At 62.1% G+C, this 25540-nt stretch carries 24 protein-coding genes and 1 pseudogene; 8 read left to right on the plus strand and 17 right to left on the minus strand.

Features of this window, described 5'->3' with window-relative positions; translation table 11 throughout:
• Positions 1–190 precede the first annotated feature (190 nt).
• The 6 genes from ASN89_RS20730 to ASN89_RS20755 all read right to left on the minus strand — a co-directional run bounded on the left by ASN89_RS20730 (position 191) and on the right by ASN89_RS20755 (position 7677).
• Positions 191–1981, minus strand: a complete 1791-nt coding sequence (locus ASN89_RS20730) for an acyl-CoA dehydrogenase (RefSeq protein ID WP_058050601.1) — start codon at positions 1979–1981, stop codon at positions 191–193.
• Positions 1982–2073: 92 nt separating this feature from the next.
• Positions 2074–3006 carry an electron transfer flavoprotein subunit alpha/FixB family protein gene (locus ASN89_RS20735; protein ID WP_034781780.1) on the minus strand — a complete coding sequence of 311 codons (933 nt, stop codon included), beginning with the start codon at positions 3004–3006 and terminating at the stop codon, positions 2074–2076.
• A 40-nt stretch (positions 3007–3046) separates the two neighbouring features.
• Complete coding sequence (locus ASN89_RS20740; RefSeq protein WP_034759884.1) at positions 3047–3796, minus strand: electron transfer flavoprotein subunit beta/FixA family protein; 750 nt, start codon at positions 3794–3796, stop codon at positions 3047–3049.
• Positions 3797–4039: 243 nt separating this feature from the next.
• Positions 4040–4267, minus strand: coding sequence for a sulfurtransferase TusA family protein (locus ASN89_RS20745; RefSeq protein ID WP_010395510.1), 228 nt, complete (start codon positions 4265–4267; stop codon positions 4040–4042).
• A 237-nt stretch (positions 4268–4504) separates the two neighbouring features.
• The gene (alaS, locus tag ASN89_RS20750; protein ID WP_058050602.1) at positions 4505–7117 is read right to left on the minus strand and encodes an alanine--tRNA ligase; all 2613 of its coding nucleotides are present in this window, start codon (positions 7115–7117) and stop codon (positions 4505–4507) included.
• Positions 7118–7236: 119 nt separating this feature from the next.
• The gene (locus tag ASN89_RS20755; RefSeq protein ID WP_046685331.1) at positions 7237–7677 is read right to left on the minus strand and encodes a Fur family transcriptional regulator; all 441 of its coding nucleotides are present in this window, start codon (positions 7675–7677) and stop codon (positions 7237–7239) included.
• A gap of 157 nt (positions 7678–7834) precedes the next feature.
• Between ASN89_RS20755 and ASN89_RS20760 the strand changes: the two genes are divergently transcribed.
• Complete coding sequence (locus ASN89_RS20760) at positions 7835–9892, plus strand: TonB-dependent receptor domain-containing protein (RefSeq protein ID WP_058050603.1); 2058 nt, start codon at positions 7835–7837, stop codon at positions 9890–9892.
• 103 nt (positions 9893–9995) lie between these two features.
• On the opposite strand, the gene ugpQ is transcribed toward ASN89_RS20760, so the two are convergent.
• On the minus strand, positions 9996–10739 hold the full coding sequence (ugpQ, locus tag ASN89_RS20765; protein WP_058050604.1) for a glycerophosphodiester phosphodiesterase: 744 nt from the start codon (positions 10737–10739) through the stop codon (positions 9996–9998).
• A gap of 197 nt (positions 10740–10936) precedes the next feature.
• Here ugpQ and ASN89_RS20770 point away from each other — a divergent pair, with 197 nt between their 5' ends.
• Both ASN89_RS20770 and ASN89_RS20775 read left to right on the plus strand, forming a co-directional pair.
• Positions 10937–12052, plus strand: coding sequence for a sensor histidine kinase (locus tag ASN89_RS20770; RefSeq protein WP_058050605.1), 1116 nt, complete (start codon positions 10937–10939; stop codon positions 12050–12052).
• A complete protein-coding gene (locus tag ASN89_RS20775; RefSeq protein ID WP_058050606.1) occupies positions 12049–12930 on the plus strand; it encodes a LytR/AlgR family response regulator transcription factor in 882 nt (293 codons plus the stop codon). Before ASN89_RS20770 ends, ASN89_RS20775 begins: the two co-directional genes overlap by 4 nt.
• A gap of 19 nt (positions 12931–12949) precedes the next feature.
• Here ASN89_RS20775 and ASN89_RS20780 read toward each other — a convergent pair whose 3' ends face one another.
• Positions 12950–13276, minus strand: coding sequence for a hypothetical protein (locus tag ASN89_RS20780; protein ID WP_034759909.1), 327 nt, complete (start codon positions 13274–13276; stop codon positions 12950–12952).
• Between the two features lie 173 nt (positions 13277–13449).
• Here ASN89_RS20780 and ASN89_RS20785 point away from each other — a divergent pair, with 173 nt between their 5' ends.
• Positions 13450–14088 carry a hypothetical protein gene (locus tag ASN89_RS20785; RefSeq protein ID WP_058050607.1) on the plus strand — a complete coding sequence of 213 codons (639 nt, stop codon included), beginning with the start codon at positions 13450–13452 and terminating at the stop codon, positions 14086–14088.
• Between the two features lie 6 nt (positions 14089–14094).
• Here ASN89_RS20785 and ASN89_RS20790 read toward each other — a convergent pair whose 3' ends face one another.
• On the minus strand, positions 14095–15387 hold the full coding sequence (locus ASN89_RS20790; RefSeq protein WP_235502030.1) for an MFS transporter: 1293 nt from the start codon (positions 15385–15387) through the stop codon (positions 14095–14097).
• Between the two features lie 104 nt (positions 15388–15491).
• Between ASN89_RS20790 and ASN89_RS20795 the strand changes: the two genes are divergently transcribed.
• A complete protein-coding gene (locus ASN89_RS20795; RefSeq protein ID WP_046685336.1) occupies positions 15492–16394 on the plus strand; it encodes a LysR substrate-binding domain-containing protein in 903 nt (300 codons plus the stop codon).
• 57 nt (positions 16395–16451) lie between these two features.
• Here the strand turns inward: ASN89_RS20795 and ASN89_RS20800 are convergent, their stop codons facing one another.
• From ASN89_RS20800 to ASN89_RS20815, 4 genes are all read right to left on the minus strand, one after another.
• Positions 16452–17324 (minus strand): hypothetical protein, encoded by an 873-nt coding sequence (locus ASN89_RS20800; RefSeq protein WP_058050608.1) that lies wholly within the window; start codon positions 17322–17324, stop codon positions 16452–16454.
• 19 nt (positions 17325–17343) lie between these two features.
• Positions 17344–18132 (minus strand): hypothetical protein, encoded by a 789-nt coding sequence (locus tag ASN89_RS20805; RefSeq protein WP_046685338.1) that lies wholly within the window; start codon positions 18130–18132, stop codon positions 17344–17346.
• Positions 18122–18634: a hypothetical protein gene (locus ASN89_RS20810; RefSeq protein ID WP_035828715.1), complete on the minus strand. Its 513-nt coding sequence runs from the start codon at positions 18632–18634 to the stop codon at positions 18122–18124. The genes ASN89_RS20805 and ASN89_RS20810 overlap by 11 nt, the downstream gene beginning before the upstream one ends.
• Before the next feature lie 93 nt (positions 18635–18727).
• Entirely contained in the window at positions 18728–19021 is a 294-nt protein-coding gene (locus ASN89_RS20815) for a DnaJ domain-containing protein (protein WP_010395442.1), read from the minus strand.
• 161 nt (positions 19022–19182) lie between these two features.
• On the opposite strand from ASN89_RS20815, the gene ASN89_RS20820 reads away from it, so the two are divergent.
• The 3 genes from ASN89_RS20820 to ASN89_RS20830 all read left to right on the plus strand — a co-directional run bounded on the left by ASN89_RS20820 (position 19183) and on the right by ASN89_RS20830 (position 23888).
• Positions 19183–20949, plus strand: a complete 1767-nt coding sequence (locus ASN89_RS20820; protein WP_058050609.1) for a glutamine--tRNA ligase/YqeY domain fusion protein — start codon at positions 19183–19185, stop codon at positions 20947–20949.
• 189 nt (positions 20950–21138) lie between these two features.
• Entirely contained in the window at positions 21139–22986 is a 1848-nt protein-coding gene (locus ASN89_RS20825) for a CHASE domain-containing protein (protein ID WP_235502031.1), read from the plus strand.
• A 188-nt stretch (positions 22987–23174) separates the two neighbouring features.
• Positions 23175–23888: a glycine-rich domain-containing protein gene (locus tag ASN89_RS20830; RefSeq protein WP_058050610.1), complete on the plus strand. Its 714-nt coding sequence runs from the start codon at positions 23175–23177 to the stop codon at positions 23886–23888.
• A gap of 87 nt (positions 23889–23975) precedes the next feature.
• Here the strand turns inward: ASN89_RS20830 and ASN89_RS20835 are convergent, their stop codons facing one another.
• The 4 genes and pseudogenes from ASN89_RS20835 to ASN89_RS20850 form a co-directional block, all read right to left on the minus strand.
• Entirely contained in the window at positions 23976–24215 is a 240-nt protein-coding gene (locus ASN89_RS20835) for a hypothetical protein (RefSeq protein ID WP_029496207.1), read from the minus strand.
• 242 nt (positions 24216–24457) lie between these two features.
• Positions 24458–24727, minus strand: coding sequence for a hypothetical protein (locus ASN89_RS29195; RefSeq protein ID WP_082654681.1), 270 nt, complete (start codon positions 24725–24727; stop codon positions 24458–24460).
• A gap of 187 nt (positions 24728–24914) precedes the next feature.
• On the minus strand, positions 24915–25175 hold the full coding sequence (locus tag ASN89_RS20845) for a hypothetical protein (RefSeq protein WP_046685342.1): 261 nt from the start codon (positions 25173–25175) through the stop codon (positions 24915–24917).
• Between the two features lie 83 nt (positions 25176–25258).
• Positions 25259–25540, minus strand: a pseudogene (locus ASN89_RS20850) (SDR family NAD(P)-dependent oxidoreductase); the annotation flags it as partial.

Here is a 25540-nt window from a genome sequence, read left to right on the forward strand (position 1 = left end):
CACCGCCCGCCGTTAAGATCGCAGAGTAAATCTGGGGTCAGTCCCTGCGGGATCGGAATGCGCGCCATTGGCGCACATTCCCCCGGCGGGTCTGACCCCGGCACTTACGTTTGGGGTTAAAAAAAAGCGCTGGAGAGCAATCTCCAGCGCTTTTTTGCATTCAGTCAGCTTACGCTAGCCAAGTTTCAACTTAAAACTGCTCTTCCGACAAGGCCATCACGCCGGCGCTGCCGTCGATGATGGTGGCGCGCAAACCTGGCGCTTGCGACAGGATGTGGTCGGCAAAGAAGCGGGCCGTGGCGATTTTTGCCTTGTAGAACGCCGCGTCGCCGCTGCCTTCTCCCAGCTTTTGCTGCGCCACCACGGCCGCGCGGGCCATTTGCCAGCCGCCCAGCACGATGCCGGCCAGTTTCAGATACGGCACGCTGCCCGCAAACACGGCCTTGATGTCCGTCTTCATGTTTGCCACCACGTATTCCACGACCGCTTCGAGTGCCGCGCTGCCTTCGGCCAGGTGGCGCTGCATGGCCTGGAAGTCGGCGCCCGTCAGCTCGCCCAGCTGGGCTTCCGTGGCGCGCACCTGGGCGATGATGGCTTTCGCCACGGCCCCGCCGTCGCGCACCGTCTTGCGGCCCACGAGGTCGTTCGCCTGGATGGCCGTCGTGCCTTCGTAGATGGTGAGAATCTTGGCGTCGCGGTAATGCTGCGCGGCGCCCGTTTCTTCGATGAAACCCATGCCGCCATGCACTTGCACGCCATCGCGCGCGACGTCCTGCGACATTTCCGTGGCCCAGCCCTTGATGACGGGCACCAGGTATTCATACGTCGCCAGGCTTTCCGCGCGCACGTCCGCGTCCGGATGGTGGTGCGCCACGTCGCTGATGGCCGCGCCCACGTAGGCCAGCGCGCGCGCCGCCTCCGTTTGCGAACGCATGGACATCAGCATGCGGCGCACGTCCGGGTGGTGGATGATGGAGACCGGGCCGCTGGATCCCGCCAGGTCGCGCGACTGCACGCGGTCCTTGGCGAACGCCACGGCCTGCTGGTAGGCGCGCTCGGCCAGGCCGATGCCTTGCAGGCCCACGCCGAAGCGGGCCGCGTTCATCATGATGAACATGTACTCGAGGCCGCGGTTTTCCTCGCCCACCAGGGTGCCGATGGCGCCGCCGTGGTCGCCGAATTGCAGCACGGCCGTCGGGCTGGCCTTGATGCCCAGCTTGTGTTCGATCGACACGCAATGGGCGTCGTTGCGCGCGCCCAGGCTGCCGTCCGCGTTGACGAGGAACTTCGGCACGATGAACAGCGAAATGCCTTTCACGCCAGCGGGCGCGTCCGGCGTGCGGGCCAGCACCAGATGGACGATGTTTTCCGCCATGTCGTGCTCGCCGTACGTGATGAAAATCTTCGTGCCGAATACTTTATAGGTGCCATCTTCCTGCGGCACGGCGCGCGTGCGCACGGCGGCCAGGTCGGAACCGGCCTGCGGCTCCGTCAGATTCATGGTGCCCGTCCACTTGCCCGACACCAGGTTTTCCAGGTAGACAGCTTTCTGTTCGTCACTGCCGGCCGTCAGCAGCGCTTCGATGGCGCCATCGGACAACAACGCCACCAGGGCGAACGAGATGCTGGCCGAGTTGAGCATTTCGATGCACGGCGTGGCCAGGAGCTTGGGCAAGCCCTGGCCGCCAAACTCGGTCGGATGCTGCACACCCTGCCAGCCCGCTTCGCCGTAGGCCTTGAACGCTTCCTTGAAGCCTTTCGAGGTGGTCACTTGCCCGTCGTGCCAGAAGCTCGGTTCCTTGTCGCTGGGACCGTTCAAAGGGGCCACCACGCCGCCGCAGAACTTGGCGTTCTCTTCCAGCACGGCTTCGGCCGTGTCGGGCGTGGCGTCTTCGCAGCCCGGCAAGGTGTGGATTTCGGCCAGGCCGGCCAATTCGTTCATCACGAACAACATGTCTTTCAGCGGGGCTTGATAGCTCATCTTCTTTTCTCCAAGAAAAAAGCCACGCGCGGCTCGCCGTGTGGGGCGGGCCGGCGTGGCTTTGTCAGTAACAAAACCGGAAGGGGTGTGACTTAACCCAGTTCTTTGACCAGTTGCGGCACGATCTCGAACAGATCGCCCACGATGCCGTAGTCGGCCACGGCAAAGATCGGCGCTTCCGGATCCTTGTTGATGGCGACGATGGTTTTCGAGTCTTTCATGCCGGCCAGATGCTGGATCGCGCCCGAGATGCCGACGGCGATGTACAGCGACGGCGCGACGATCTTGCCCGTTTGGCCCACTTGCCAGTCGTTCGGCACGAAGCCGGCGTCGACGGCGGCGCGCGACGCACCCATGGCGGCGCCCAGCTTGTCGGCCAGCGGCTCCAGGATGTGGAAGTTCTCGGCCGAACCCATGCCACGGCCGCCCGACACGATGATTTTCGCGGCGGTCAGTTCAGGACGGTCGGACTTGGCCAGTTCGCGGCCCACGAAGGCGGACTTGCCATTGTCGGCAACGGCGGCGACGGTTTCCGTGGCAGCCGAACCGCCGGTGGCGGCAGCGGCGTCGAAACCGGTCGTGCGCACGGTGATGACCTTGATCTTGTCGCCAGATTGCACGGTGGCAATCGCGTTACCGGCGTAGATCGGACGCTCGAAGGTGTCGGGGGAATCGACCTTGGTGATTTCCGAAATTTGCGCCACGTCCAGCTTGGCGGCCACGCGTGGCAGGATGTTCTTGCCGTAGGCGGTGGCTGGCGCCAGGATGTGGCTGTAGTTGCCGGCGATGGCCAGCACTTGCTCGGCCACGTTTTCGGCCAGGCCGTCGGCAAAGTACGGCGCGTCGGCCACGATGACTTTCGTCACGCCGGCGATTTGCGCGGCGGCAGCGGCAGCGGCCGATGCGTTCGAACCTGCGACCAGTACGTGCACGTCGCCGCCGCACTGGGCAGCCGCGGTCACGGTGTGGTGGGTGCTGCCCTTTAAGGTAGCGTTGTCGTGTTCAGCAATAACTAATGCGACCATGATATGTCCTGTAATTGTTCTGGATAGACGGCAAAGCCGCTTAGATGACTTTGGCTTCGGTACGCAGCTTGGCGACCAGGGTAGCGACGTCCGGGACCTTGATGCCGGCCGAGCGCTTGGCTGGCTCGACGACTTTCAGGGTCTTCAGGCGTGGCGCAACGTCGACGCCCAGGTCTTCCGGCTTGACGGTCTCGAGCGGCTTTTTCTTTGCCTTCATGATGTTCGGCAAGGTCACATAGCGTGGCTCGTTCAAACGCAGGTCGGTGGTGATGATCGCTGGCAAGGTCAATGCCAGGGTTTCCAGGCCGCCGTCGACTTCGCGGGTGACGGTGACTTTGCCGTCTTCCAGCACGACTTTCGAAGCGAACGTGGCTTGCGGCCAACCCAGCAGGGCTGCCAGCATCTGGCCGGTCTGGTTGCTGTCGTCATCGATGGCTTGCTTGCCCAGGATGATCAGTTGCGGCTGTTCTTTCTCGGCCAGGGATTTCACCAGCTTGGCCACGGCCAGCGGTTCCAGTTCGGTCGTCGTTTCCACCAGGATGCCGCGGTCGGCGCCGATGGCCATGGCCGTGCGCAGGGTTTCCTGGCACTGCGTCACGCCGCAGGAGATGGCGACCACTTCAGTGACCTTGCCGGCTTCTTTCAGGCGCATCGCTTCTTCCAGCGCGATCTCATCGAAAGGGTTCATCGACATTTTGACGTTGGCGGTATCGACGCCAGTGCCGTCACTCTTGACGCGGACTTTGACGTTATAGTCGACCACGCGTTTGACGGGTACCAAGACTTTCATAGCTATGCCTTTGGGAAATTATAAAAATGACGGATCAAGTGCTGATTGTGCGTTCGATTATAAGAGAAATTTGAATCTTGAACCGAATTTAAGCACGATCGTGCGATTTTTTGTTAGAGCAATCCATCTAAACTGTCCAGCTTCGGGGATTTCAGGGGTATCCGCCGCTACGCTGCAGGGCAGCAAAAGGGCTGGCTCGGGAAGGAAAACCAGGCCGCGCCACGGCGGCCCCGGCTGGCAGAATTATTTGCGTTGCATCAGGAAGACGAATTCGGTGCCCGTCTGCACATGCGACAGCAGGGCATTGCCCGTTTGCTTGGCGAACGCCTGGAAGTCGCGCACGGAACCGGGATCGGTTGCCATGATGCGCAGCACTTCCCCGCTCTGCAGCTCTGACAAAGCCTTTTTCGCCTTCAGAATCGGCAACGGGCAATTCAAGCCCCGCGCGTCGAGTTCTTTGTGAAATTCCATAATCTCGGTATCAAGTAGTGTGTCGCTCATCATCAATATCCCACCATTGTTTTGTTGTACTGATTTTCGACATACTACTCTAAATCAGGGGCATTGACGCGCTGCACCAAAATAGTTCATCGGCTGTTGTGGTGTCACAACGAGATTCCACACGGCAAAACGGCCCGCAAACAGTGTCTGCGGGCCGTTTTCAAGGGGCTGTGGGGCGAAAACCCCGCATGCCTGCTAGCTTACGCTTTATTTCGCGCGTTCGCCGACCCAGGCCGGCACGCCAGCCAGGGCGTTCGCCAGACCGCTCGGATCGGTACCGCCGGCCTGCGCCATATCGGGGCGTCCGCCGCCTTTTCCGCCCACTTGCTGTGCAACGAAGTTCACCAGCTCGCCCGCTTTGACCTTGGAAGTCGCGTCCGCCGTCACGCCGGCGATCAGGCTGACCTTGCCGTCCGTCACGCTGGCCAGCACAATGGCGGCCGTTTTCAGCTTGTCCTTCAGCTTGTCCATGGTTTCGCGCAAACGGGCCACGTCGGCGCCGTCCAGCACGGCCGCGAGCACCTTGATGCCATTGACATCGACGGCTTGCGTGACCAGTTCATCGCCCTGGCCCGAAGCCAGTTTCGATTTCAGCGCAGCCAGTTCCTTCTCCAGCGCCTTGACGTGGTCCTGCACCTGGCCGATGCGGGCAGTCAGTTCTTCCGGCTGCGCCTTCAGGGCGTTGGCCGCTTCGACCAGGCGGCGGTTGATGGTTTGCACCAGCGCCAGCGCGCCCTCGCCCGTCACGGCTTCGACGCGGCGGATACCGGCGGCAACGCCGCTTTCGCCGATGATCTTGAACAGGCCGATGTCGCCCGTGCGCTGCACGTGGACGCCGCCGCACAGCTCTTTCGAGCTGCCGATGTCGAGCACGCGCACTTCGTCGCCATATTTCTCGCCGAACAGGGCCATCGCGCCATGCTTGACGGCATCGTCAAACGACATCAGATGGGCTTGCGTGGCGCGGTTTTCCAGGATCTCTTTGTTGACGATGGTTTCCACTGCGGCGATCTGCTCGGCAGTCATCGGCGCATTGTGGCTGAAGTCGAAACGGGTCTTGTCCGGATCGACCAGCGAACCCTTTTGCGCCACGTGGCTGCCCAGCACTTCGCGCAAGGCCTTGTGCATCAAGTGCGTGGCCGAGTGGTTGCGGATCGTGTGCGCGCGCTTGGCCGTATCGACTTGCGCCGAGACGGCGTCGCCCACCTTCAGCACGCCCGACTCGAGCACGCCGTGATGGCCGAACACGTCAGCCTGGATTTTCAGGGTGTCGCTGACGGCAAAGCTGCCCGCGCCCGAGGCGATCACGCCCTGGTCGCCCACCTGGCCGCCCGATTCCGCGTAGAACGGCGTCGTGTCGAGCACGACGATGCCTTCCTGGCCCGCTTTCAGTTCAGCTACCTGCGTGCCGGCCGCATACAGCGCGACGACCTTGCCGCTGAACGTCAATTGATCGTAGCCGACGAACTTGTTTTTCTCGCCCGTGTACTCGACCTTGCTGTCCTTGTGCGTCTTGCCGCCCTTGCGCGACAGTTCCTGGCTTTCCTTCAGGGCCGCGTCATAGCCGGCCTGGTCGAACGTGATATTGCGTTCGCGGCAGATATCGGCCGTCAGGTCCGGCGGGAAGCCGTAGGTTTCGTACAAGGTAAAAGCGGTGGCGCCGTCAATGCCGGTGGCATCCTTGGCCAGCTGCGCTTCCAGCACTTTCATGCCCGTTTCCAGGGTTTCGCCGAAACGCTCTTCCTCGGCTTTGAGCATGTTGGCGACGTTGTCTTTCGCTTCTTCCAGCTCGGGATAGGCGCCGCCCATCTCGATGGCCAGATCGGCCACCAGCTTGTAGAAGAACGGTTTCGTCTGGCCCAGCTTGTGGCCATGGCGCAAGGCGCGGCGGATGATGCGGCGCAGGACGTACGCGCGGCCTTCGCTGCCCGGAATGATGCCGTCGACGATCATGAAGGCGGCGGCGCGGATGTGGTCGGCGATCACGCGCAGCGACTTGTTTTCCAGGTCCGTGGCGCCCGTTTCGCGCGCGGCGGCGCGGATCAGGTGCTGGAACAGGTCGATTTCATAGTTCGAATGCACGTGCTGCAGCACGGCGGCCAGGCGCTCCATGCCCATGCCCGTGTCGACGCAAGGCTTCGGCAGCTTGTGCATGACGCCCGCTTCGTCGCGGTTGAACTGCATGAACACGAGGTTCCAGATTTCAATGAAGCGGTCGCCGTCTTCGTCAGGCGAACCCGGCGGGCCGCCAGGAATGTCGGCGCCGTGGTCGTAGAAGATTTCCGTGCATGGACCGCATGGGCCCGTGTCAGCCATCTGCCAGAAATTATCCGATGCGTAGCGCGAACCCTTGTTGTCGCCGATGCGGATGATGCGCTCGACAGGCACGCCGATTTCTTTCGCCCAGATATCGTACGCTTCGTCATCTTCGATGTACACGGTGACAGTCAGCTTGTCAGCAGGCAAGCCATATACCTTGGTCAGCAGTTCCCACGCGTATTGAATCGCGTCGCGCTTGAAATAGTCGCCGAAGCTGAAGTTGCCCAGCATTTCAAAGAAGGTGTGGTGGCGCGCCGTATAGCCGACGTTTTCCAGATCGTTGTGCTTGCCGCCGGCGCGCACGCAGCGCTGCACCGAGGTGGCGCGCGTGTAGGGACGGCTGTCCGTGCCCGTAAACACATCCTTGAATTGCACCATGCCGCTGTTCGTCAACAGCAAGGTCGGATCGTTGCCTGGCACCAGGGAGCTGGAACGGACGATGGAATGGCCCTTGGACTCGAAAAATTTGAGGAACTTGTCGCGGATTTCAGTTGATTTCATGTTTTTTTGGCAAAGAGTGGCGGCAGCTTTAAAGGGAAGATTATACGTGATATGGGGTGCGGCAATGACGGCTGGCCAGGGCATTGTTGCGCCCGTGCCAACATCGACGGCCTGCCCGCTCAGGCCGGGTCGTGGTGGCTGGCGCAGGCGTGCGGTGCTGTGCCAGCCACACTGGCGCCGGCGGCCGCATTGCAATCGGCGCAGCGGCCGTACAGGGTCAGCTCGTGGCGCTCGACGACAAAGCCTTGCGGTGCCATGCGCTTCAAGTCACCCGGGCAATCATGCACGTCGAACACGCGCTGGCACGTGGTGCACTGGAAATGGTGGTGGTGGTGATTGGCGGCCGTGTTCGACTCGTAGCGCGGGTTTTCACCCGGCAAGGTCACCACGTGCACTTTTTCTTCCAGCACCAGCGATTTTAAATTGCGGTAAACGGTGGCAATGCCCAGCTGCGTCACCTGCAAGCTGGCCTGTTCGAGAATTTCCTGCGCCGACAAGGGGCGCTGGGCCGACTCGATGGCGGCTTGAATAGCGGTTTTTTGACGTGTTGTGCGTTCCATAGCCAACAGAATACACCATCCGCCTGTATCTACCGCCCGGAAAAACTGTCACACAGTAATGATAATGGGTTATCATTATCATCTTAGGGCAGGCTATTTCCTTTCACGCGCTGCCCCAACCCTGCCAACACCGATAGCCGATAAGGAACTTTTGCCCATGTCCGTCCGTCCTCACCAACCCACTCCCCTCGCGCTGGCCATCATGCTGGCATTTGCCGCTCCCGCCAGCGCACTGGCGCAGCAGGCGACAACCTTGCCCGCCGTCACCGTCTCGGCCAGCGCACTGGCCCTGGGCAGCGACGACATGAGCACGCCCGTCACCGTACTGGAAGGCGAGGCACTGGTGCTGGCAAGGGCGGCGACCCTCGGCGAAACCCTGGCCGGCCAGCCCGGTATCACGTCCAGCCATTTCGGCGCCGGCGCCAGCCGTCCCATCATCCGCGGCATGGATGGCCCGCGCGTCAAGGTGCTGTCCGATGGCGCCGAAGTGCAGGATGCGTCGACCATCAGCCCCGACCATGCCGTCGCGGCCGAACCGATGCTGTCGGAACAGATTGAAGTCTTGCGCGGCCCGTCCGCGCTCGCGTATGGCGGCGGCGCCGTCGGCGGCGTCGTCAATGTGATCGACAAGAAAATCCCCACGCGCGTGCCCGCGAAAGGCTTCGAAGGCAGTGCGGAAGTGCGCGCCAACTCGGCAGCGCGCGAAAAGGCGGGCGCCTTTGAAGTGACTGGCGGCTCCGGCAACATCGCCTTTCACGCGGAAGGCGTCAAGCGCGATGCGAAAGAATACAAGGTCGGCAGCGGCTGGGAAGGCGGTTCGAAAGTGGCCGGCAGCTACAACAAGACGGACACGGGCAGCGTGGGCGTGTCGTGGGTGGGCGAGCGCGGCTTCCTGGGCCTGGCCTTCACCAGCCAGCATGCGGAATACGGCTTGCCCGGCCACAACCACGAATTCGAAAGCTGCCACCCGCACGGCACGCACCTGCATTGCGGCGGCCACGAAGGCCACGACCACGGTGATGAAGAGGAACATGAGCACGACCACGAAGATGGTGCCGTTCCCTACGTGAAACTGAAGAGCGAACGCTGGGACGTGCGCGGCGAATTGCGCGATCCCGTGCCCGGCTTCGCCAAGCTGCGCCTGCGCGCTTCGTTCACCGATTACAAGCACGATGAAATCGAAGGCACGGAAATCGCCACCACCTTCAAGAACAAGGGCCACGACGCGCGCCTGGAAATGGAACACCATCCCGTCTTCGGCTGGCGCGGCGTCGTCGGCCTGCAAACGTCGAAACGCGATTTCTCCGCCCTGGGCGAGGAAGCCTATGTGGCGCCGACGGTCACGAAGAAACACGCGGCCTTCCTGGTCGAGGAATACAAGCTCGACCAATGGCGCTTCGAAGCGGGCTTGCGCCACGAATGGCAAGACATCACGGTCGACAGCGCCACCTTGCAGGACCGCAGCGCCAAGGGCACGTCAGTCTCCTTGGGCGCCGTGTGGAAATTCGCGCCGCAGTATTCGCTCGGCTCGACCATTTCGCGCACGCACCGTTTGCCCAGCGCCGAGGAACTGTATGCGCACGGCGTGCACATGGCCACGGCCACGTATGAGCTGGGCAATGAAAACCTGGGCAAGGAAACGTCGAACAATATCGATTTGACCTTGCGCAAATATGCGGGCGCCACGACGTTCTCGGCCAGCGCCTACCGCAACAAGGTCGACAACTACATCTTCGGCTCCACCCTGGACAGCCACGAAGGCTTCCAGCTGATCCAGTACGCCCAGCGCGACGCCACGTTTACGGGCGTGGAAGGGCAGATCCGCCAGCAGCTGAATCCCATGTTCGGCGCCAGCGTGTTTGGCGACTACGTGCGGGCCAAGCTGGCCGACGGTGGGGGTAATTTGCCACGCATCCCGGCCCAGCGGGTCGGCGTGAAGTTCGACGCCAACTGGCAGGCATGGAGCGGCGTGGCCGAGTTCTACCGCGTGGGCAAGCAGGATAAAGTGGCAGCGTTCGAAACGGCAACGCCGGGCTACAACATGCTCAACCTCTCCGCCAACTACGACACGCGCATCGGCACGACGCCAGCCCAGTTCTACATCAAGGCGAACAACCTGACGAATGAACTGGCGTACAGCCACACCTCATTCATCAAGAATGCGGCGCCGTTGATGGGACGTAATTTGACAGTAGGCATGCGCGTGACTTTCTAAGCTGCTTGAAACGTAGGTCGGCTTAGCGCGCAAGCGCGTAAGCCGACAACACCAGCGGCGCCAACAATGTTGTCGGATTACGGCGCTGCGCGCCTAATCCGGCCTACGCCATGGATGGAATAATATCTATCCTGTCCGTGCAAAACCCATCCACGCCCCAGGCCAGCAGCTCGCTGGCCCGCTCCGGCGTGTTGACGGTGTAGCAGAACAGCCCGTATCCCGCCTCCTTGACCTCCCGCGCCAGTTCCGGCGTCAGCTGCTGGTGGTCGCAATGGATGGCCACCACGCCCAATTCCTTTGCTTTTTTCGCCCAATCAGAAGGTATCGCTTCGACCAGCCAGCCGCGCGCCAGTTGCGGGGCCGCCTGGCGCGCCGCTTCCAGTGCCGCGATGCTGAACGACGACAGCAGCGGCAGTAATTCGCCAGCCGCGATTTCCTCTGCAAAATACTCTCGCGTGGCCTGCGCCACCGTCTCGCCCGTGGCCACTTCAAAGCCGGGCGCCGGCTTGATCTCGATATTCATCCAGATGCGCTGCGCCTTGCAATACGCCGCCACGGCCTCGAACGTGGGCACGCCTTCGCCGGCGAATGCGGGGCCGAACCAGGCGCCCGCCTCCATCGTGCCCAGCTGCGCGGCCGTGTAGTCATTGATATGGCCGCTGCCGGCCACGGTGCGGCCCAGCTCGGGGTCGTGCACGACGACGGGTACGCCGTCGGACGCCAGCATGACGTCGAATTCCACGGCGCGGTAGCCGTAGGCCAGGCCGCAGCGCAGGGCGGCCAGGGTATTTTCAGGCGCCAGGGTGCCGCCGCCGCGGTGCGCGAGGGTGCGTGGATAGGGCCACATGGGATTTCCTTTAGCAATTCTATGAGTGCAAGACTGTCTTGCCATACTATCGCGTGCCAATGCTGAAAAGTAAAGCGGCCGCCGTTTGACGGCCCGCCGCAGCGAATGGCGCCCCGCCAGCCCCGTTTCGTCGCAGTCCTGTTGCGCGCTGGCTTGCGCTGGCACACAATGCCCCATCGCTACCAGCAGACACTTCCATGAAATCCGACGCCCCTTTCGCCGATGCCCCCGCCAGGCGCCGCTTCCCCTACTACCGCATGCTGCTCGACGCGCGCTATGCGGTGGTGCTGAACGTGATCTGTGCGCTGGTCATCACGTTCATGCTCAATCCGGGCAGCCATTTTGGACAAAATCTGGTCGCCTCGATGTGCATCGGCACGATCGCCTTCCTGCTGATTGACGGCATGCGCCTGACCTTATGGGGCGCAGGCCAACGGCCCAGATTCCTGCCCTTCATGCTCATCATCCTGCTGTCCGTGCCCGTGGCGCAAATGCTGGGTTTGCTCCTGTTCGGCTGGCTGACGGGCGTGGACGTGGGCGGCTTCGAAAACCTGCTGCCCACGCAAATGATGGGTACGCTGGTATTCACCCTGCTGGCCACGGGCGGCGCCGTGCTGTTTTTCTCCAGCCGCGAAAAGATTGCCCGCCTGCAAATGGCGGCAGCCGAGGAAAAGGCCCGCGCCGAATCCGTGGCGCGCCAGGCCATGCAGGCGCAACTGCAGTTGCTGCAGGCGCAGATCGAACCGCACATGCTGTTCAATACCTTGGCCAACCTGCAGGGCCTGATCAGCTTTGACCCGGACCGCGCCCAGCTGCTGCTCGACCAGCTGATCCAGTACTTGCGCGCCACCCTCTCGTCCTCGCGCGCCGAGTCCACCACCCTGGCGCAGGAATTTTCCCTGATGCAAGCCTACCTGGGCCTGATGTCGATACGCATGGGTGCGCGCCTGCGCTTTACGCTGCACTTGCCCGAATCCTTGCGTCAAATCAAGGTGCCGCCCATGCTGCTGCAGCCGCTGGTGGAAAACGCCATCCAGCACGGCCTGGAACCGAAGATCGAAGGCGGCCATATCCACGTGCAGGCGTCCACGGATGGCGGCGTGCTGCTGCTCACCGTCAGCGACGATGGCCTGGGCCTCGACCATCCGGGCCAGACCAAGGGCACGCAGCTGGGCGTGGCGAATATCCGCGAACGCCTGCGCGGCATGCATGGCGATGCCGCCAGCCTGTCGCTGACGGACAATACGCCGGCAGGCGTCGTCGCCCGCCTTCAATTACCCATTCACTCCACCACCGCGAGCCCTACGCCATGACCAGCCCTACCCCGCGCGCCCTGATCGCCGAAGATGAACCCATACTCGCCGCCGCCCTCGTGCACGCCTTGCAGCGGCTGTGGCCGGAACTCGACATCGTTGCCACCTGCCCCAACGGCGTGGAAGCCTTGCGCCAAGGCCTGGCGCTGCAGCCCGACATCCTCTTTCTCGACATCAAGATGCCAGGCAAGACGGGCCTGGAAGCGGCCGAGGAAATGGCAGAGCAATGGCCGGACGGCGTTCCATTTCCCCACATCGTGTTCGTCACCGCCTACGATGAATATGCGCTGGCCGCCTTCGAACACGCAGCCGCCGACTACGTCTTAAAACCCGTCAACGATGCGCGCCTAGGCAAGACGGTGGAACGCCTGCAGCAACGCTTGCGCGACAGCAGCGGCGGCAAAGGCGGCGGCAACGGCACCGCTACAGCAACAGCAACAGCAACCTCAGCGCCAGCGACGACCGCCACGGCAGCGCCGGCAGACGGAACCGCCAGCGACGACAACATGGCCCGCCTGCTGAGCCAGCTGCAAGCCATGCTGCCGCCCGCGCCGCGCCTGCAGATGATACGGGCGGCCGTCGGCAACAGCGTGCGCATGATCGCGCTGGCCGACGTCGTGTATTTCGAAGCGCTGGACAAATACATCAACGTCGTGTGCCAGGACAGCGAAGCGCTGATACGCACGAGCCTGAAGGAGTTGCTGCCCCAGCTGGACCCGCAACAATTCTGGCAAATCCACCGGGGCACCATCGTCAATGCCAGCGCCATCGCCACGGCCGTGCGCGACGAAGCGGGCAAGCTGTCGCTCACCCTGCGCGAGCATCCGGCGCAACTGCGTGTCAGCCCTTTATATGCGCATTTGTTCCGCCAGATGTAAAACGTTCAAGCGCCAAGGCTTAGTGCATCTGGTGCTTTAAATCAGACAACTCATCGTGCACCTTGAGCACGGCGCTCTTCATTTCCGGCGTCACGCTGGTCGCCGTGCCGCACGCCCGTTTGGCGCGGTCGCCCAAGGATTCCATCTGGTCGACGGCTTGCCGGATGCGCGCATCGTCTTGCGTGTCGATGGCTTGCCGTACGGCGCTCTTTTGCTGGTCCAGCTGGTTGATGCAATCCTTCAAATCCATCGGCATGCCCTGCTGCTGGCCGCACAACTGGGCCGCCTGGCCGATTGCGTGTTCGATGGCGCCAAAGCGCCGTGCCACTTCCTTTACCTGCATCATGATGTGTCCTCCCATGGTGTAGGGAGTTGGATCGTCAAGCCGGCACAGGGTTCCCCGCCAATGGCCATGGCGTCGAAATTTCCATGCGGCACTTTTTTGTAAGCGCTTGTGACATTTTAGATAATGATCAAATCCTTCAGATACATTGGCGTACCTGAACCATCACGCCACCCATGACCTCGTTGCCGTCCCTGCCCCGCCGCGCTCCAGGCCTGTTGCTGATCGTCCTGCTGCACCTGGGCTTCGCGTATATCGTCTTGCAGTCGCGGCCCCGCGCCGTCGTGGACGATAACTTGCCGCAGGGCCCGGCCATCACCTGGCTGCGCTACAGCGCGCCTGCGCCGTCCAAGCCCGTACCCCTAGCGTTGCCCAGCGCCAAACCAGCCACCGCAAGAGTGCCGCGCCTGCCGGCACCCATCAGCCATCCCCTGCCGCCAGCAACCACCGAGCCGGCGCCAGCGCCATCAACGCCGGAAGCGATCACGCTCGTCCCGCCACTGAGCGCGGCCGATATCCTGGCGCAAGCCAAGCGCGACGTAGGCAAGATCGACAAGGATTTACGCAAGGAATTCCCGCAGCGGGGCGGCGAGAAATTCGACGACACGGGCTACAAGCGCATGCAGCAGGGCTTTGCCGAAGCCTACGCGGCCGTGCCGCCGAAATGGTACGAGGCGTCAAAGATCGAGGAAATCGGTGCCAATGAGGCCAGGGGCAGCCGCACGTATAAAATCACCAGCGCGCTGGGCAGCTTGTGCGTGACCACGCGCGCGGGCAAGCAGGGGGAAACGATGATCGGCATGTGCCCCAAATAGCAGGACTCAGCCCACCGCTTCGCGCGCGCCCAGCGGCTGCAGATGACGCAGGCGCAAGGCGATCAGCACGCCGCCGCCCAGGCACAGGCCCAGCATGATGATGACGCCCGTCCAGCCGTCGAAGCCCCACATCATGCCCGAGGCGGAGCCGATCAGGCTCGAGCCCAGGTAATAGAACAGCAGGTAAAAGGCCGAGGCCAGCGCCTGCGGCGCGCGGGCCCGGCGGCTGACCCAGCTGCTGGCGATCGAGTGCGAGGCAAAGAAGCCGAACGTGGCCAGCGCCATGCCGATGACGATCAGCGGCAGCGAGTCGAACAGGGTCAATAAAATGCCGGACAACATCACCGACAGCATGATCCACAGCACGCCCCGGCGTCCCAGGCGGTCCACCAGGCGACCGGCCCAGACGGAACTGAAAATGCCGATCAGATACAGAAACGCCAGCAAGCCGACCGTGCTCTGGCGCAAGCCGAATGGCGCGGCCAGCAGGCGGTAGCCGATGTAGTTATACAGGCTGACGAAACAGCCCATCAGCACGAACGCCAGGCAGAACAGCCACGGCAAGCCCCGGTCGGAAAAATGCTGCTTGATGGCGTGCGGCAAGGCATTCCAGCCACGGGTTGTAGGCACGAAATTCTTCGACGCGGGCAGGCTGCGCCAGAATTCCGCCGCCGCCAGCACGCCGGCCACGCCCAGCACGCCCAAAGCCCAGCGCCACGAGAGGAAATCGCTGAGCATGGAAGCGATCAAGCGCCCCGACATGCCGCCAAAGGCGCTGCCCGCAATATACAGCCCCATCGACAAGCCCAACGATGGCCCCTCGATTTCCTCGCCCAGGTAAGCCATGGCCACGGCCGGCATGCCGCCCAGGGCGATGCCGAGCGCGGCGCGGATGGCCAGCAGCTGCGCATAATCCTGCGCGAACGCGGACAAGATTGTCAAAATCGCGGCGGAAAACATCGACGCCACCATCAGCGGCTTGCGGCCCACCCGGTCCGAGACGGCGCTGAGCAGCACCAGCGAGATGGCCAGCAAGCCGCTCGACACGGAGAGCGACCAGCTGCTTTGCGCCGGCGTCAGATGAAATTGGTGCGACAGCAAGGGGAACAGGGGCTGGATGCAATACAGCAGGCTGAAGGTGGAAAAGCCGCCGAAGAACAGGGCGCGGTTGCTGCGCTTGAATTCCGCCGTACCTTTGGCAATGGCCGAACGGGGCACGGGAGCGGCAGGAGCGGCGGGAGGAACAGGAGACAGCGCCGGGGTGGCGGCGGCGGCAAAAGCAAGCGATGAATCAGACATGGCCATGTTTCGAAGAGGAAGCGAGTCTTCATCTTAGGATTGCCAACTCATATCGTCCAATATATATTCAAGGCCCAACTCATACTTTTAAAATATTACTGAATATGGAACTGCGCCACCTGCGTTACTTTGTCGCCGTCGCCGAGGAGCTGCACTTCACGCGCGCGGCCGAGCGCCTGCACATCGGCCAGCCGCCGCTGAGCCAGCAAATCCAGGCACTGGAAGCGGAATTGGGCGCGCAGTTGTTCGAGCGCAACAAGCGCTCCGTGCGGCTGACGCAAGCAGGCGCACTGTTCCTCGACGATGCGCGGCGCATCCTGGCCCTGTCGGAACAGGCGGCCGTCACGGCGCGCCGGGCCCAGCGGGGCGAAGCGGGCGAATTGCGCATCGGTTTTACGTTTTCCACGCCGTTCACGCCGTATTTCGCCACCGTCATCAACCGCTACCGCCAGCAGTTTCCGCACGTCACCTTGACCCTGCACGAAATGGCAACCTTGCATCAGCTCGAAGCGATCAGTGGCCGCACGATGGACCTGGGTTTTGTGCGCCCGCCGGAAACGACGTATCCATCCGATATCAAGCTGACGCAACTGCGCCAGGATCCGCTGTTCCTCGTGCTGCCTGTCGCCCATGCGCTGGCGGCCAAGGACGCCATCGCCATTGCCGACATGGCGGGCGAAGGTTTTGTCATGTATCCCAAGGATGCGGGCACGGGGATTTATCCGCAAATCTTCCGCCTGTGCAAGGCGGCCGGCTTCGTGCCCCAGGTGGCGCAGGAAGCGGGCGAGGCGTCGACCATCATCGGCCTGGTGGCGGCCGGCTGCGGCATTTCCGTGCTGCCCTCTTCGTTCGACCGCATCCGCATGGATGGCGTGTGCTACCGCCCGATCGCCGACCCGCAGGCGACCACCAGTTTATTGCTTGCACAACGGGAAGAAGAGACGTCGCCGCTGGTGGCGGCGTTTGTCAAACTGGCCGAGGAAGCGGCCATGGAAGAGAAAGAATAGGCCGATGAGGTCGGCGTAGGTCGGATTAGCCCGTAGGGCGTAATCCGACATTAGCGGTCACGAATAATCCGCGTCCAGCTCCGAACCCGCATAATTTTCCAGGTCCTCGAACAGGCTTTTCATGCTGGCCCGCGTGAGGATTTTATGCACGACGGTGCAGCTGCGGCGGTAGGAATCGATGCGGTCCAGCAACACGGGATGGTGCTGCACGGGCACCTTGGCCACCAGGGCGGCCCAGCCTTCCTCGAAGTCGGGCTTGTTCTTGCGCACGGAACGCACGAAGCGCTCGAATTCCTTTTGACCCGTGCGCGCGATGATGCGCCCGCCGCCTTCGATGGCGAAGATGATGGCCAGGGCGATGACACCCTCGGCATTCAAGTCGCTGTCGCTGACGGGACCGTTGTCATGGTGGCGGCGCAGCCAGCCGGCCAGGCGCACGACGGCTTGCACTTCCTTGCGCTGCTGCAACTGCACTGCATACTTTTCATAGCCAGCCCAGTTCTGGTTCGGGTCGGCCTGGCAAATATCGATGAACAGTTCGCGCAGGCGCCGCTGCAGGTAGACGGGGTCCTGGTCGTATTCGCCGACGAGGGCGTCTTCCGGCAGTTGCGACAATTCCTTGATCAGGCGGAAACCCACCTGGAACGCGTGCTCGGCGCCGTGCTCGACGAGGAAATCGAGGGCGGCCTGGTCGCCTTCATGCGTGACGGCCTGCTCCAGGCCCAAGGACACGCCGCCCACCGTCAGGTACAGCGCTTTCTGGATGCCGTCGGCCGTGCGTTCATTCGTAAACTTCTCGGCCACCATGGCCGTGATGCCCGTCAATTCGTCGGCCAGGTTCAGGGCCGCGTCCTCGCGCGGGTCGCCCGGCAACAGTTTGATGGCGCGCACGAGGCGCGGAAGATTCTCTACAACAATTGCTGGCAGCATTAGACGTTCCCTGCTTTCATTACGAGAAAATGCCCGTGCCCAGGCTGCGGCGCGTGCTGGAGCGCGGCGCGCTGCGCGTGCTCGGCACTTGCTTGCGCAGGCGGTACAGCAATTCCTTGGTGCTCCGCTGCAACATGGTCGGTTCTTCGTCCGGGTCGTCCGAGTATTCCGCGTCGGCCAGGTCGGCGCTGTGGCGGAAGTCGGGGAACAGCTCGAACAGCGAGCGGTCCCAGCCGTCTTCATTCGCTTGCGCCAGCTCGATGGCCAGCGGCACGACGTCGTTGTCGGACGAGGTCACGCCCGTCACGTACGGTCCCTTGATGACGATCTCGCCCGCCACTTCGAGGATTTCCTTCGGCGCCATCGAGAACAGGATGGCGAACGCCGTGGCGCCCCAGTCGGTGGCGGACGCTTCCAGCAGCAGCTCGCGGCGGCGCTCGGCGTCGTCGGTGGAAAACACCACGCCGTGGATGTGCGCGAACAGGGCTTCGGCGATGCGTTCCGGATCATCCTCGATCTGGTCGTCGCTCCACGTGGCGGCGATGAAGGCCAGGCTGTCGGCCCACGCCTTCGGCGGCACCAGCAAGGTTGCCAGCGACATCTTGCCGCCGTCGAAGCCGGCCAGGTGCAAGGCCGTCACTTGCGGCGGGATCGCGCTCAGCACTTCCACCACGGCCAGGTCGCCGTACTGGTCGGCCGCGTCGGCAAACGCCTGCTCGGCGTGGCCCAGCGAACCGGACAGCACCAATTCCGTGACCTGTTTCGTCAGCGCGGGAAGGTTACTCTTTTGTTCCGTGTTATCGGCCATGGTCATCTCCATCCTGGTCAAACATCTGGGCGAAATCGTCGGTGGCTTCGTCTTCGTCGTGATCGTCGTCGCCGTCGTCATTGGCGGCCAGCTGGTCGAGCGACTGGTCGTCGTCGTCCCACAGGCGCGGATTCTTGTGCAGGAAAGCCGTGATGATGGCCTGGCGCGCCAGGTCGGGGAAGCTCTCTTCGATGGCGGCGTACATCTTGGCCGCTTCCGGCGCGGCGCAGGCGGCCATGGAAAACACGCGGGCCGTATCGCCGAATTCGTAGTCTTCGCTTTCGGCCAGCAAGCCTTTCGGGTCGCTGAAGGTGATGTGGTCGACCAGCGCGAAGGCCAGCATGTTCACGTCTTCGATGCCGCCGCCGCTCGCGTATTCGCCGACCAATGCATCGACCATGCTCTTGTAGTTCTTGCGGTTCGGCGGGTCGCCGAGGATGCCTTCGATCTGGCCTTCCAGCTCGCGCGACTGGTACGCGAATTCAGGGTGTACTCTTCTCATGCTGTGCTTTCCAATGTAATGCGCGGCGCTGATAAAAGCGCCGTTGTTGTTGTTTTCAAGTAATTCGGGTCGGCTGAAGCGGGCCGCAGCGGCTTAGTCGGCAGGTAATACTGTGCCATGTAAACGAAACACGCCGCACCACAGGGCATACGCTTCCGCTTCCGGATCAATGATGATGCGGTGGTTCACGCTCTGGTCGTATTCGGCGCGCTTGGCCGGGTCGGCCAGGATTTCATAGGCCTTGGTGACGCTCTTGAAGCGCGCCTCGGCGCCGGGGGCCTGGTTGCGGTCGGGGTGGAAGCGCATGGCCAGCGAACGGTAAACCTTCTTGATTTCATCGTCGCTGGCATTGGGCGCGACACCGAGGACGTTATATAAATTTTCCATAAAAGGCTCCGGGGTCACGTTTTTCTACTAATTAAAGGCGAATTATCCTATAGAACGGCGTCGGCGTCGCTTGCATGCCGGGAAATGGGGGTAAATACGTGCTTATAAAGCGCTTGCGGTACGGTAAAATGCTTTTTACTGTCACTCTTCCGCATTGATCAATGAGCAACGATAAACCGAATACCGCCGCGCCAGCGCTGGCGCCCAATTTCTTGCGTAACATCATCGAAGCCGACCTGGCTGCCGGCGCCCACGTGCGTCCCGGCCTGCCCCAGGTGATCACGCGTTTCCCGCCGGAGCCGAACGGCTACCTGCACGTGGGCCACGCCAAGTCGATCTGCGTCAACTTCGGCCTGGCGCGCGATTACGCCGGCCAGTGCAACCTGCGCTTCGACGACACCAATCCGGCCAAGGAAGAGCAGGAATACGTCGACACCATCATGGACAGCGTGAAATGGCTGGGCTTTGACTGGGAGCCGAAGCAGGCCGATGGCCAGAGCCACCTGCACTACGCGAGCGACTATTTCGACCAGCTGTACGCGATGGCCGAGTACCTGATCACGGCCGGCTTTGCCTACGTGGACAGCCAGAGCGCCGAAGACATGGCCGCCAACCGCGGCAATTTCGGCCAGGCCGGCAAGAATTCGCCGTTCCGCGACCGTCCGCGCGACGAATCGCTGGCCCTGTTCCGCGCCATGAAGGCGGGCCAGTTCAAGGATGGCGAGCACATCCTGCGCGCGAAGATGAGCGAAGATGCCATGAGTTCGCCGAACATGAACTTGCGCGACCCGGCCATCTACCGCATCCGCCATGCGCACCACCACCGCACGGGCGACGCCTGGTGCATCTATCCGATGTACGACTACACGCACCCGATCTCGGACGCGCTGGAAAACATCACGCATTCGATCTGCACCCTGGAATTCCAGGACCACCGCCCGTTCTACGACTGGCTGCTGGAAACCCTGTCGACCGGCGGCTTCTTCGCCAAGCCGGTGCCGCACCAGTACGAATTCTCGCGCCTGAACCTGACCTACATCGTCACCAGCAAGCGCAAGCTGCGCCAGCTGGTGGAAGAAAAAATCGTCGACGGCTGGGACGACCCCCGCATGCCGACCCTGGTGGGCATGCGCCGCCGCGGCTACACGCCGGAAGCGATTCAATTGATGTGCGAACGCACGGGCGTGACGAAATCGGACGGCTGGATCGACTACAGCGTGCTGGAAGGCTGCCTGCGCGAAGACCTGGACCCGAAGGCGCCGCGTACGGTGGCCGTGCTGCGTCCGTTGAAACTGATCATCGACAATTTCCCCGAAGGCGAAAGCGTGGAATGCACGGCGCCCGTACACCCGCACTTCCCCGAGCGCGGCTTGCGCACCTTCCCCATCTCGCGCGAGCTGTGGATCGAGGAAGACGACTTCATGGAAGTGCCGAACAAGGGCTATTTCCGCCTGTACCCGCCGATTGACGACAAGCCGGGCAGCAAGGTTCGCCTGCGCTATGGCTACGTGATCGAGTGCACGGGCTTTGACAAGGATGCGGACGGCAAGGTCATCGCCGTGCATTGCACTTATTTCCCTGACAGCAAGTCGGGCACGGAAGGCAGCGCCAACTATAAAGTCAAGGGCAATATGCACTGGGTCAGCGCGCCGACGGCGATTCCCGCCGAAGTGCGCCTGTACGACCGCCTGTTTACGGACCCGCAGCCCGACGCGGGCGGCAAGGACTTCAAGCTGGCCTTGAATCCGCTGGCCAAGGAAGTGGTGCAAGCGTGGCTGGAACCGGGCGCGGAACTGGCCCAGCCGGAACAGCGCTTCCAGTTCGAGCGCCACGGCTACTTCGCGGCCGACCGCGTCGACAGCCAGCCTGGCAAGCCCGTCTTCAACCGCATCGTCACCCTGAAAGACAGCTGGCAACCTGCCAAGTAAGGCGCCGGACGACTCAAAAAAAACCGCTGCGGCGGTTTTTTTTCGTTTCAACGAGAAATATTGCCTGTTGACTATATTCACGATAATTTTGTATATTAGGCAGCTATTGAGCAATTTGCAATTTCAATAGCACTTGCACAACACAGTCGCCCAGGCGGCACCCGATTCCTCTTCCTGATGCGGATGGCGATGTCTTCTACTGCCGGCGAACACCCCTTATCTGCTGAAAAAAGACCGCTGTGGCTGCTCGGCTTTGTGATGTCGACGATGGTGGGCCTGCTGTTTTACATGGCCGCCTCGCTGTCGATCGAAAACGATGCCAGCGAGCTGTTCGACAATCTAGCCCGCAATACCCAGAAAAACATCGAATCGCGCGTCAAATCGTATGCCAACCTGCTGCGCGGCACGGCCAGCCTGTTCCACGCCAACGACCACGTGAGCCGCGAGCAATTCCACCGCTACGTGAAAAACATCGCCCTGCAACAGAACTACCCGGGGGTGATGAACCTCAATTACAGCCAGGAACTCGACGAGTCGCAGCGCGCCGCCTTCGAAGCGGCCATGCAGCGCGACTATCCGCCGGGGCGCGACGGCTATCCAGCGTTTGCCATCCATCCGCCCGCCCCGCGCGAGCGCTACTCCGTGCTGGTGTACATCGAGCCGATTGCCAGCGCCCCGGAAAAATATGGCTATGACATCGCTTCGCGCCCCCTGATCGCCGAAGCGCTGGCGCTGTCGCGCGATTCCGGCCACATCAGCAATTCCGGCGTGCCCGTGCCGATGGAAGGCCGTCCCCAATTAACGGGCATGGCCATGCGCCTGCCCGTGTACCGCTACGGCATGCCGGTCGATACGGTGGAGCAGCGGCGCGCGGCGTACCAGGGGTCCGTCGGCATCGGCTACGACCTGGTGACGATGATGCGCAGCGCGCTGGCCGACATGCCGGTGCGCAACGTCCGCCTGACCCTGTTCGATATCGGCCCGCAGGCGCGCGCCCCGCTAGACTTACCGCACGACATGCGCCCCATCTTCGACAGCACGACGGCGGGCATGCATGCGCCATGGTGGCTGCCCGGCAATTCCGGCCGCTACCTGAGCAGCACGATGCTGATCGAACACAACAGCCGCGTGTGGCAAGCGCTGTTCAGCGTGCGCAAGAGCGACCTGTATACGCGCTTCGACGCCTTTTTGCCATGGCTGGCCCTGCTGATCGGCTTTGCCAGCACCATGCTGCTGTATATGCTGTTCCACACCCTGGCGTCGTCGCGCCGGCGCGCCATCCAGATGGCCAACGGCATGACGGAGGAATTGCGCGCCAGCCAGATCCGTCTGCAGCTGTCGCACCAGAAACTGCGCCGCCTGGCGGCCCATGCGGACCAGATCAAGGAAGAAGAGCGCAAGCGCATCGCGCGCGAAATCCACGACGACCTGGGACAGAACCTGCTGGTCTTGCGCATCGACGCCGACATGCTGGCCTCGCGCACGCATCGCCGCCACCCGCGCCTGAACGCCCGCGCCCGCTCGACCCTGGAGCAGATCGACGCCACCATCAAGAGCGTGCGGCAGATCATCAACGACTTGCGCCCTACCGTACTGGACCTGGGCGTGAATGCGGCCGTCGAATGGCAGGTGGCGCAATTTCGCCAGCGCACGGGCATCGCCTGCGAAGTGAGCGAAAGCCATGACGACATTTGCCTCAGCGATCAATGCGCGACGGCCCTGTTTCGCATCCTGCAAGAGTCGCTCAGCAATATTTCCCAGCATGCGAATGCCAGCCGCGTGCAAGTCAAGCTGGAAAAGTGCCGCGATACGGTGTCGATGAGCATCAGCGACAACGGCGTGGGCGCGGCCATCGACGGGCGCAACAAGCTGGGCTCGTTTGGCCTGGTGGGCATCGAGGAGCGCATAAAATTGCTGGGCGGCACTTTTTACATCGAAAGCAGCCCCGGCGCCGGCATGAGCGTGCACGTCAGCGTACCGCTGGGCGCGGACGCCACCGCGTTTCCCTACCAGGAAGAAAGCCGGGTCAGCAGCTGACGGGCGTACGCACGCATGAAGCAAGCTCAGCTTGCATATTTCGTAATTAGATGCAATATTGATGTAGAACAATTCAGCGCCCGCCCGCCATGGGCCAGGCATTCCTCGACCACTTGCCAGGAGTACGCACCCGCCGCTTTCCCTTGTTTCACCGTATTTCCCACAACGCTCTTTACCAAAGGACATTCATGGATACGAACGACAGTTTCAAGGCAATTGCCGATTTGAATTTGGACGCGATCAAGGTCAAGCTGATGCACCGCGAGTCAGGCGAGGGATGGAGCCTGGAGAAGGCGAATGCGGTGGAATTCGAATACCGCCGCTTCCTGATCCTGATGAAACAGTTTCCGGAAGAAGAAACGGCGCCGCTGATGGACGTCGATACCTTCTGGCACTACCACATCCTCGACACCCTGAAATATGCGGCCGATTGCGAACAGGTGTTCGGCTACTTCCTCCATCACTTCCCGTACATCGGCTTGCGCGGCGAAGACGACGAAGCGGCGCACCATCGCGTGGGCGAGCGCATGAAGCAGCTGTATGAACAAACGTTCGGGGAAGATTATATTCGCGCAGAAACGGCGTATTCGGGGCGCGCCGTACAGGCGGCGTATTCGGGACGGGCTGTGCAGGCTGCGTATTCAGGACGGGCTGTGCAAACAGCATTTTCCAGTGCGGCGGTACAGGCAACGGCCTACTCGGGCCGGGCCGTGCAAACGGCGTTTTCCAGCGCGGCGGTGCAGGCGACGGCGTATTCGGGCCGCGCGACCGGGGCTGCCAGCACCGCATTTTCCAGCGTGCCTGCCTCACTGGCTGCAGCGGTGGTCAAGTCGTCTTCGACTGGCCTGGAAATGGGGCGTTTCTATATCGATCGTCCGGTACTGAACCGCGAGCCGCAATAGAAAAGCGGAAAACGGATGTGGCTGCCGCACGCGGCAAGCCTGACTTACCCAGACGGCACCTCTCAGTTTGCCGTCTGTCAGGCGCTCTTAGGCAGCCATCAACTCGCGCAGTTCACGAATGCTGAAATCGCTGATTTCATGCATGCGGATGAGGATCGTGGCGCCGATCGGCAAGGTGTTGTGACGAATCTTGCTGATAACAGGTGGCGCCACTTCCAGAGCTCGCGACAAGGCGGCATCGTTTTTCAGCTGCAGCTTGTCGATGATCGCATCAAGGACGCGATTCGGGTTGTAGGTAGGCAAAGAGGTAATTTGTTTGAGAGACATGATCAAAAATCCGTACTTGTTGTATTAGAGCGAAAAGAAACCGAATGTCTCTTTCACAATAATTCAGGGTAAACACACTAAAAAGCGCCATCACTTATGCGGCTTTTACGCCGCAAACAATATAATACACGCTATTGTTGATTTTTGCGTAACTTAAAGCAAAATTGTGATAATTGAAGAGAATTGACGCACTTGGAATGTGCTAGAGGATAACTCAAATCGGAAAAATTTGCTGCACGTCATCAATTTTTACGATGGGCAACACCGCTATGCATGAGCCAGGCTATGGCCATGAGGGTGCCCAGGCGGGCCATTTCAGCGGATAGATGCCAGCCTTGCGCGGCCACGCCGGCCGGGGTGGCAAGCGGGCAAGTGCATGGGAAATCGTCGATGCGGCACCAGGCCAGTTGCCGGCGAATTTCATCGGGCGGCGGCGGCGGCTGCAGCGCACGTTCGCGGCGGCGCATATAGGCGCGTACCTGCTCCTTGCTGGGGTGATTCGTAGCTCGCATGGCTCGCTCCTGCTGACGGGAAACAACGTCACGCTAGTTGTAGATGCAGAGCCCGCCACAAGAGCCCAGACGCGTGACGACATTGCTCACCATATCGCCAGCGCGCCGTGACACGTTTGCGCTGCATCAAATGGCACGGCCCCGGTGTTGCGCCGAAGCCCGCACTGCCCCACGGCCTGCTTCCGTCTTATTTCTTTTGCTGGCGCACGCGCTGTTGCTGCTTTTCCTGCGTTTGCTGGCGGTTCTGCTTGCGCTCGAACAGGGCGACCGCATCCTTCTTGGCTTGCTCGACGGTGCGCATTTCTTCATGCGCATCGTGCGGGACGAAAAATTCGGCGTCCTGCGCCGCCACGACCAGCTTGATGGCGGCCTCGTCGTCAAGGTCGTACAGTTCCGTCAGGACGGTGGTGACCTCGTCCAGATATGCTTCGTAAGTGAGGGTGCTCATGCTGTATTCCTTAAGTGAGTGACGCAGCGCGGGAACGGCGCGCTGCGCGCCGGCCCAGCAAAGTGCGCAGATAACCGACCATTTTACCCGATGCCGGCCCCGCCGGCTGCCATCGCCCGCAAGGCATCGGCCACGCGCGCGTAACGCAGGCGCACGCCCAGCTCGCGCTTGATGCGGGTATTGTGCAGGCGGCGCGATTCGGACATGAACGACAGCAGCATCGGCGTGACCACTTGCCGCAGTTCGGCACGCGGCAGGCGCGGCGGGCGCGGCAGGCCAAACGTGTCGGCCACGGCATCGAAATACTCGGCCATTTTGAGTTCGCTGTCATCGCTGGCGTGATACACGCGCCCCGGCTTGCCCCG

It is taken from the genome of Janthinobacterium sp. Ant5-2-1 (assembly GCF_001445815.1).
Taxonomy (GTDB): Bacteria; Pseudomonadota; Gammaproteobacteria; order Burkholderiales; family Burkholderiaceae_D; genus Janthinobacterium; species Janthinobacterium lividum_E.

What these genes read in the sequence shown, in the direction of transcription:
- ASN89_RS20730 (WP_058050601.1), bottom strand. Translation starts at nt 1,981, where the DNA reads ATGAGCTATCAAGCCCCGCTGAAAGACATGTTGTTCGTGATGAACGAA.
- ASN89_RS20745 (WP_010395510.1), bottom strand. Translation starts at nt 4,267, where the DNA reads ATGGAATTTCACAAAGAACTCGACGCGCGGGGCTTGAATTGCCCGTTG.
- ugpQ (WP_058050604.1), bottom strand. Translation starts at nt 10,739, where the DNA reads ATGTGGCCCTATCCACGCACCCTCGCGCACCGCGGCGGCGGCACCCTG.
- ASN89_RS20800 (WP_058050608.1), bottom strand. Translation starts at nt 17,324, where the DNA reads ATGCTGCCAGCAATTGTTGTAGAGAATCTTCCGCGCCTCGTGCGCGCC.
- ASN89_RS20740 (WP_034759884.1), bottom strand. Translation starts at nt 3,796, where the DNA reads ATGAAAGTCTTGGTACCCGTCAAACGCGTGGTCGACTATAACGTCAAA.
- ASN89_RS20815 (WP_010395442.1), bottom strand. Translation starts at nt 19,021, where the DNA reads ATGGAAAATTTATATAACGTCCTCGGTGTCGCGCCCAATGCCAGCGAC.
- ASN89_RS20735 (WP_034781780.1), bottom strand. Translation starts at nt 3,006, where the DNA reads ATGGTCGCATTAGTTATTGCTGAACACGACAACGCTACCTTAAAGGGC.
- ASN89_RS20755 (WP_046685331.1), bottom strand. Translation starts at nt 7,677, where the DNA reads ATGGAACGCACAACACGTCAAAAAACCGCTATTCAAGCCGCCATCGAG.
- ASN89_RS29195 (WP_082654681.1), bottom strand. Translation starts at nt 24,727, where the DNA reads ATGCGAGCTACGAATCACCCCAGCAAGGAGCAGGTACGCGCCTATATG.
- ASN89_RS20790 (WP_235502030.1), bottom strand. Translation starts at nt 15,387, where the DNA reads ATGTCTGATTCATCGCTTGCTTTTGCCGCCGCCGCCACCCCGGCGCTG.
- ASN89_RS20810 (WP_035828715.1), bottom strand. Translation starts at nt 18,634, where the DNA reads ATGAGAAGAGTACACCCTGAATTCGCGTACCAGTCGCGCGAGCTGGAA.
- ASN89_RS20785 (WP_058050607.1), top strand. Translation starts at nt 13,450, where the DNA reads ATGACCTCGTTGCCGTCCCTGCCCCGCCGCGCTCCAGGCCTGTTGCTG.
- alaS (WP_058050602.1), bottom strand. Translation starts at nt 7,117, where the DNA reads ATGAAATCAACTGAAATCCGCGACAAGTTCCTCAAATTTTTCGAGTCC.
- ASN89_RS20770 (WP_058050605.1), top strand. Translation starts at nt 10,937, where the DNA reads ATGAAATCCGACGCCCCTTTCGCCGATGCCCCCGCCAGGCGCCGCTTC.
- ASN89_RS20835 (WP_029496207.1), bottom strand. Translation starts at nt 24,215, where the DNA reads ATGTCTCTCAAACAAATTACCTCTTTGCCTACCTACAACCCGAATCGC.
- ASN89_RS20820 (WP_058050609.1), top strand. Translation starts at nt 19,183, where the DNA reads ATGAGCAACGATAAACCGAATACCGCCGCGCCAGCGCTGGCGCCCAAT.
- ASN89_RS20775 (WP_058050606.1), top strand. Translation starts at nt 12,049, where the DNA reads ATGACCAGCCCTACCCCGCGCGCCCTGATCGCCGAAGATGAACCCATA.
- ASN89_RS20830 (WP_058050610.1), top strand. Translation starts at nt 23,175, where the DNA reads ATGGATACGAACGACAGTTTCAAGGCAATTGCCGATTTGAATTTGGAC.
- ASN89_RS20760 (WP_058050603.1), top strand. Translation starts at nt 7,835, where the DNA reads ATGTCCGTCCGTCCTCACCAACCCACTCCCCTCGCGCTGGCCATCATG.
- ASN89_RS20805 (WP_046685338.1), bottom strand. Translation starts at nt 18,132, where the DNA reads ATGGCCGATAACACGGAACAAAAGAGTAACCTTCCCGCGCTGACGAAA.
- ASN89_RS20780 (WP_034759909.1), bottom strand. Translation starts at nt 13,276, where the DNA reads ATGATGCAGGTAAAGGAAGTGGCACGGCGCTTTGGCGCCATCGAACAC.
- ASN89_RS20845 (WP_046685342.1), bottom strand. Translation starts at nt 25,175, where the DNA reads ATGAGCACCCTCACTTACGAAGCATATCTGGACGAGGTCACCACCGTC.
- ASN89_RS20795 (WP_046685336.1), top strand. Translation starts at nt 15,492, where the DNA reads ATGGAACTGCGCCACCTGCGTTACTTTGTCGCCGTCGCCGAGGAGCTG.
- ASN89_RS20825 (WP_235502031.1), top strand. Translation starts at nt 21,139, where the DNA reads ATGTCTTCTACTGCCGGCGAACACCCCTTATCTGCTGAAAAAAGACCG.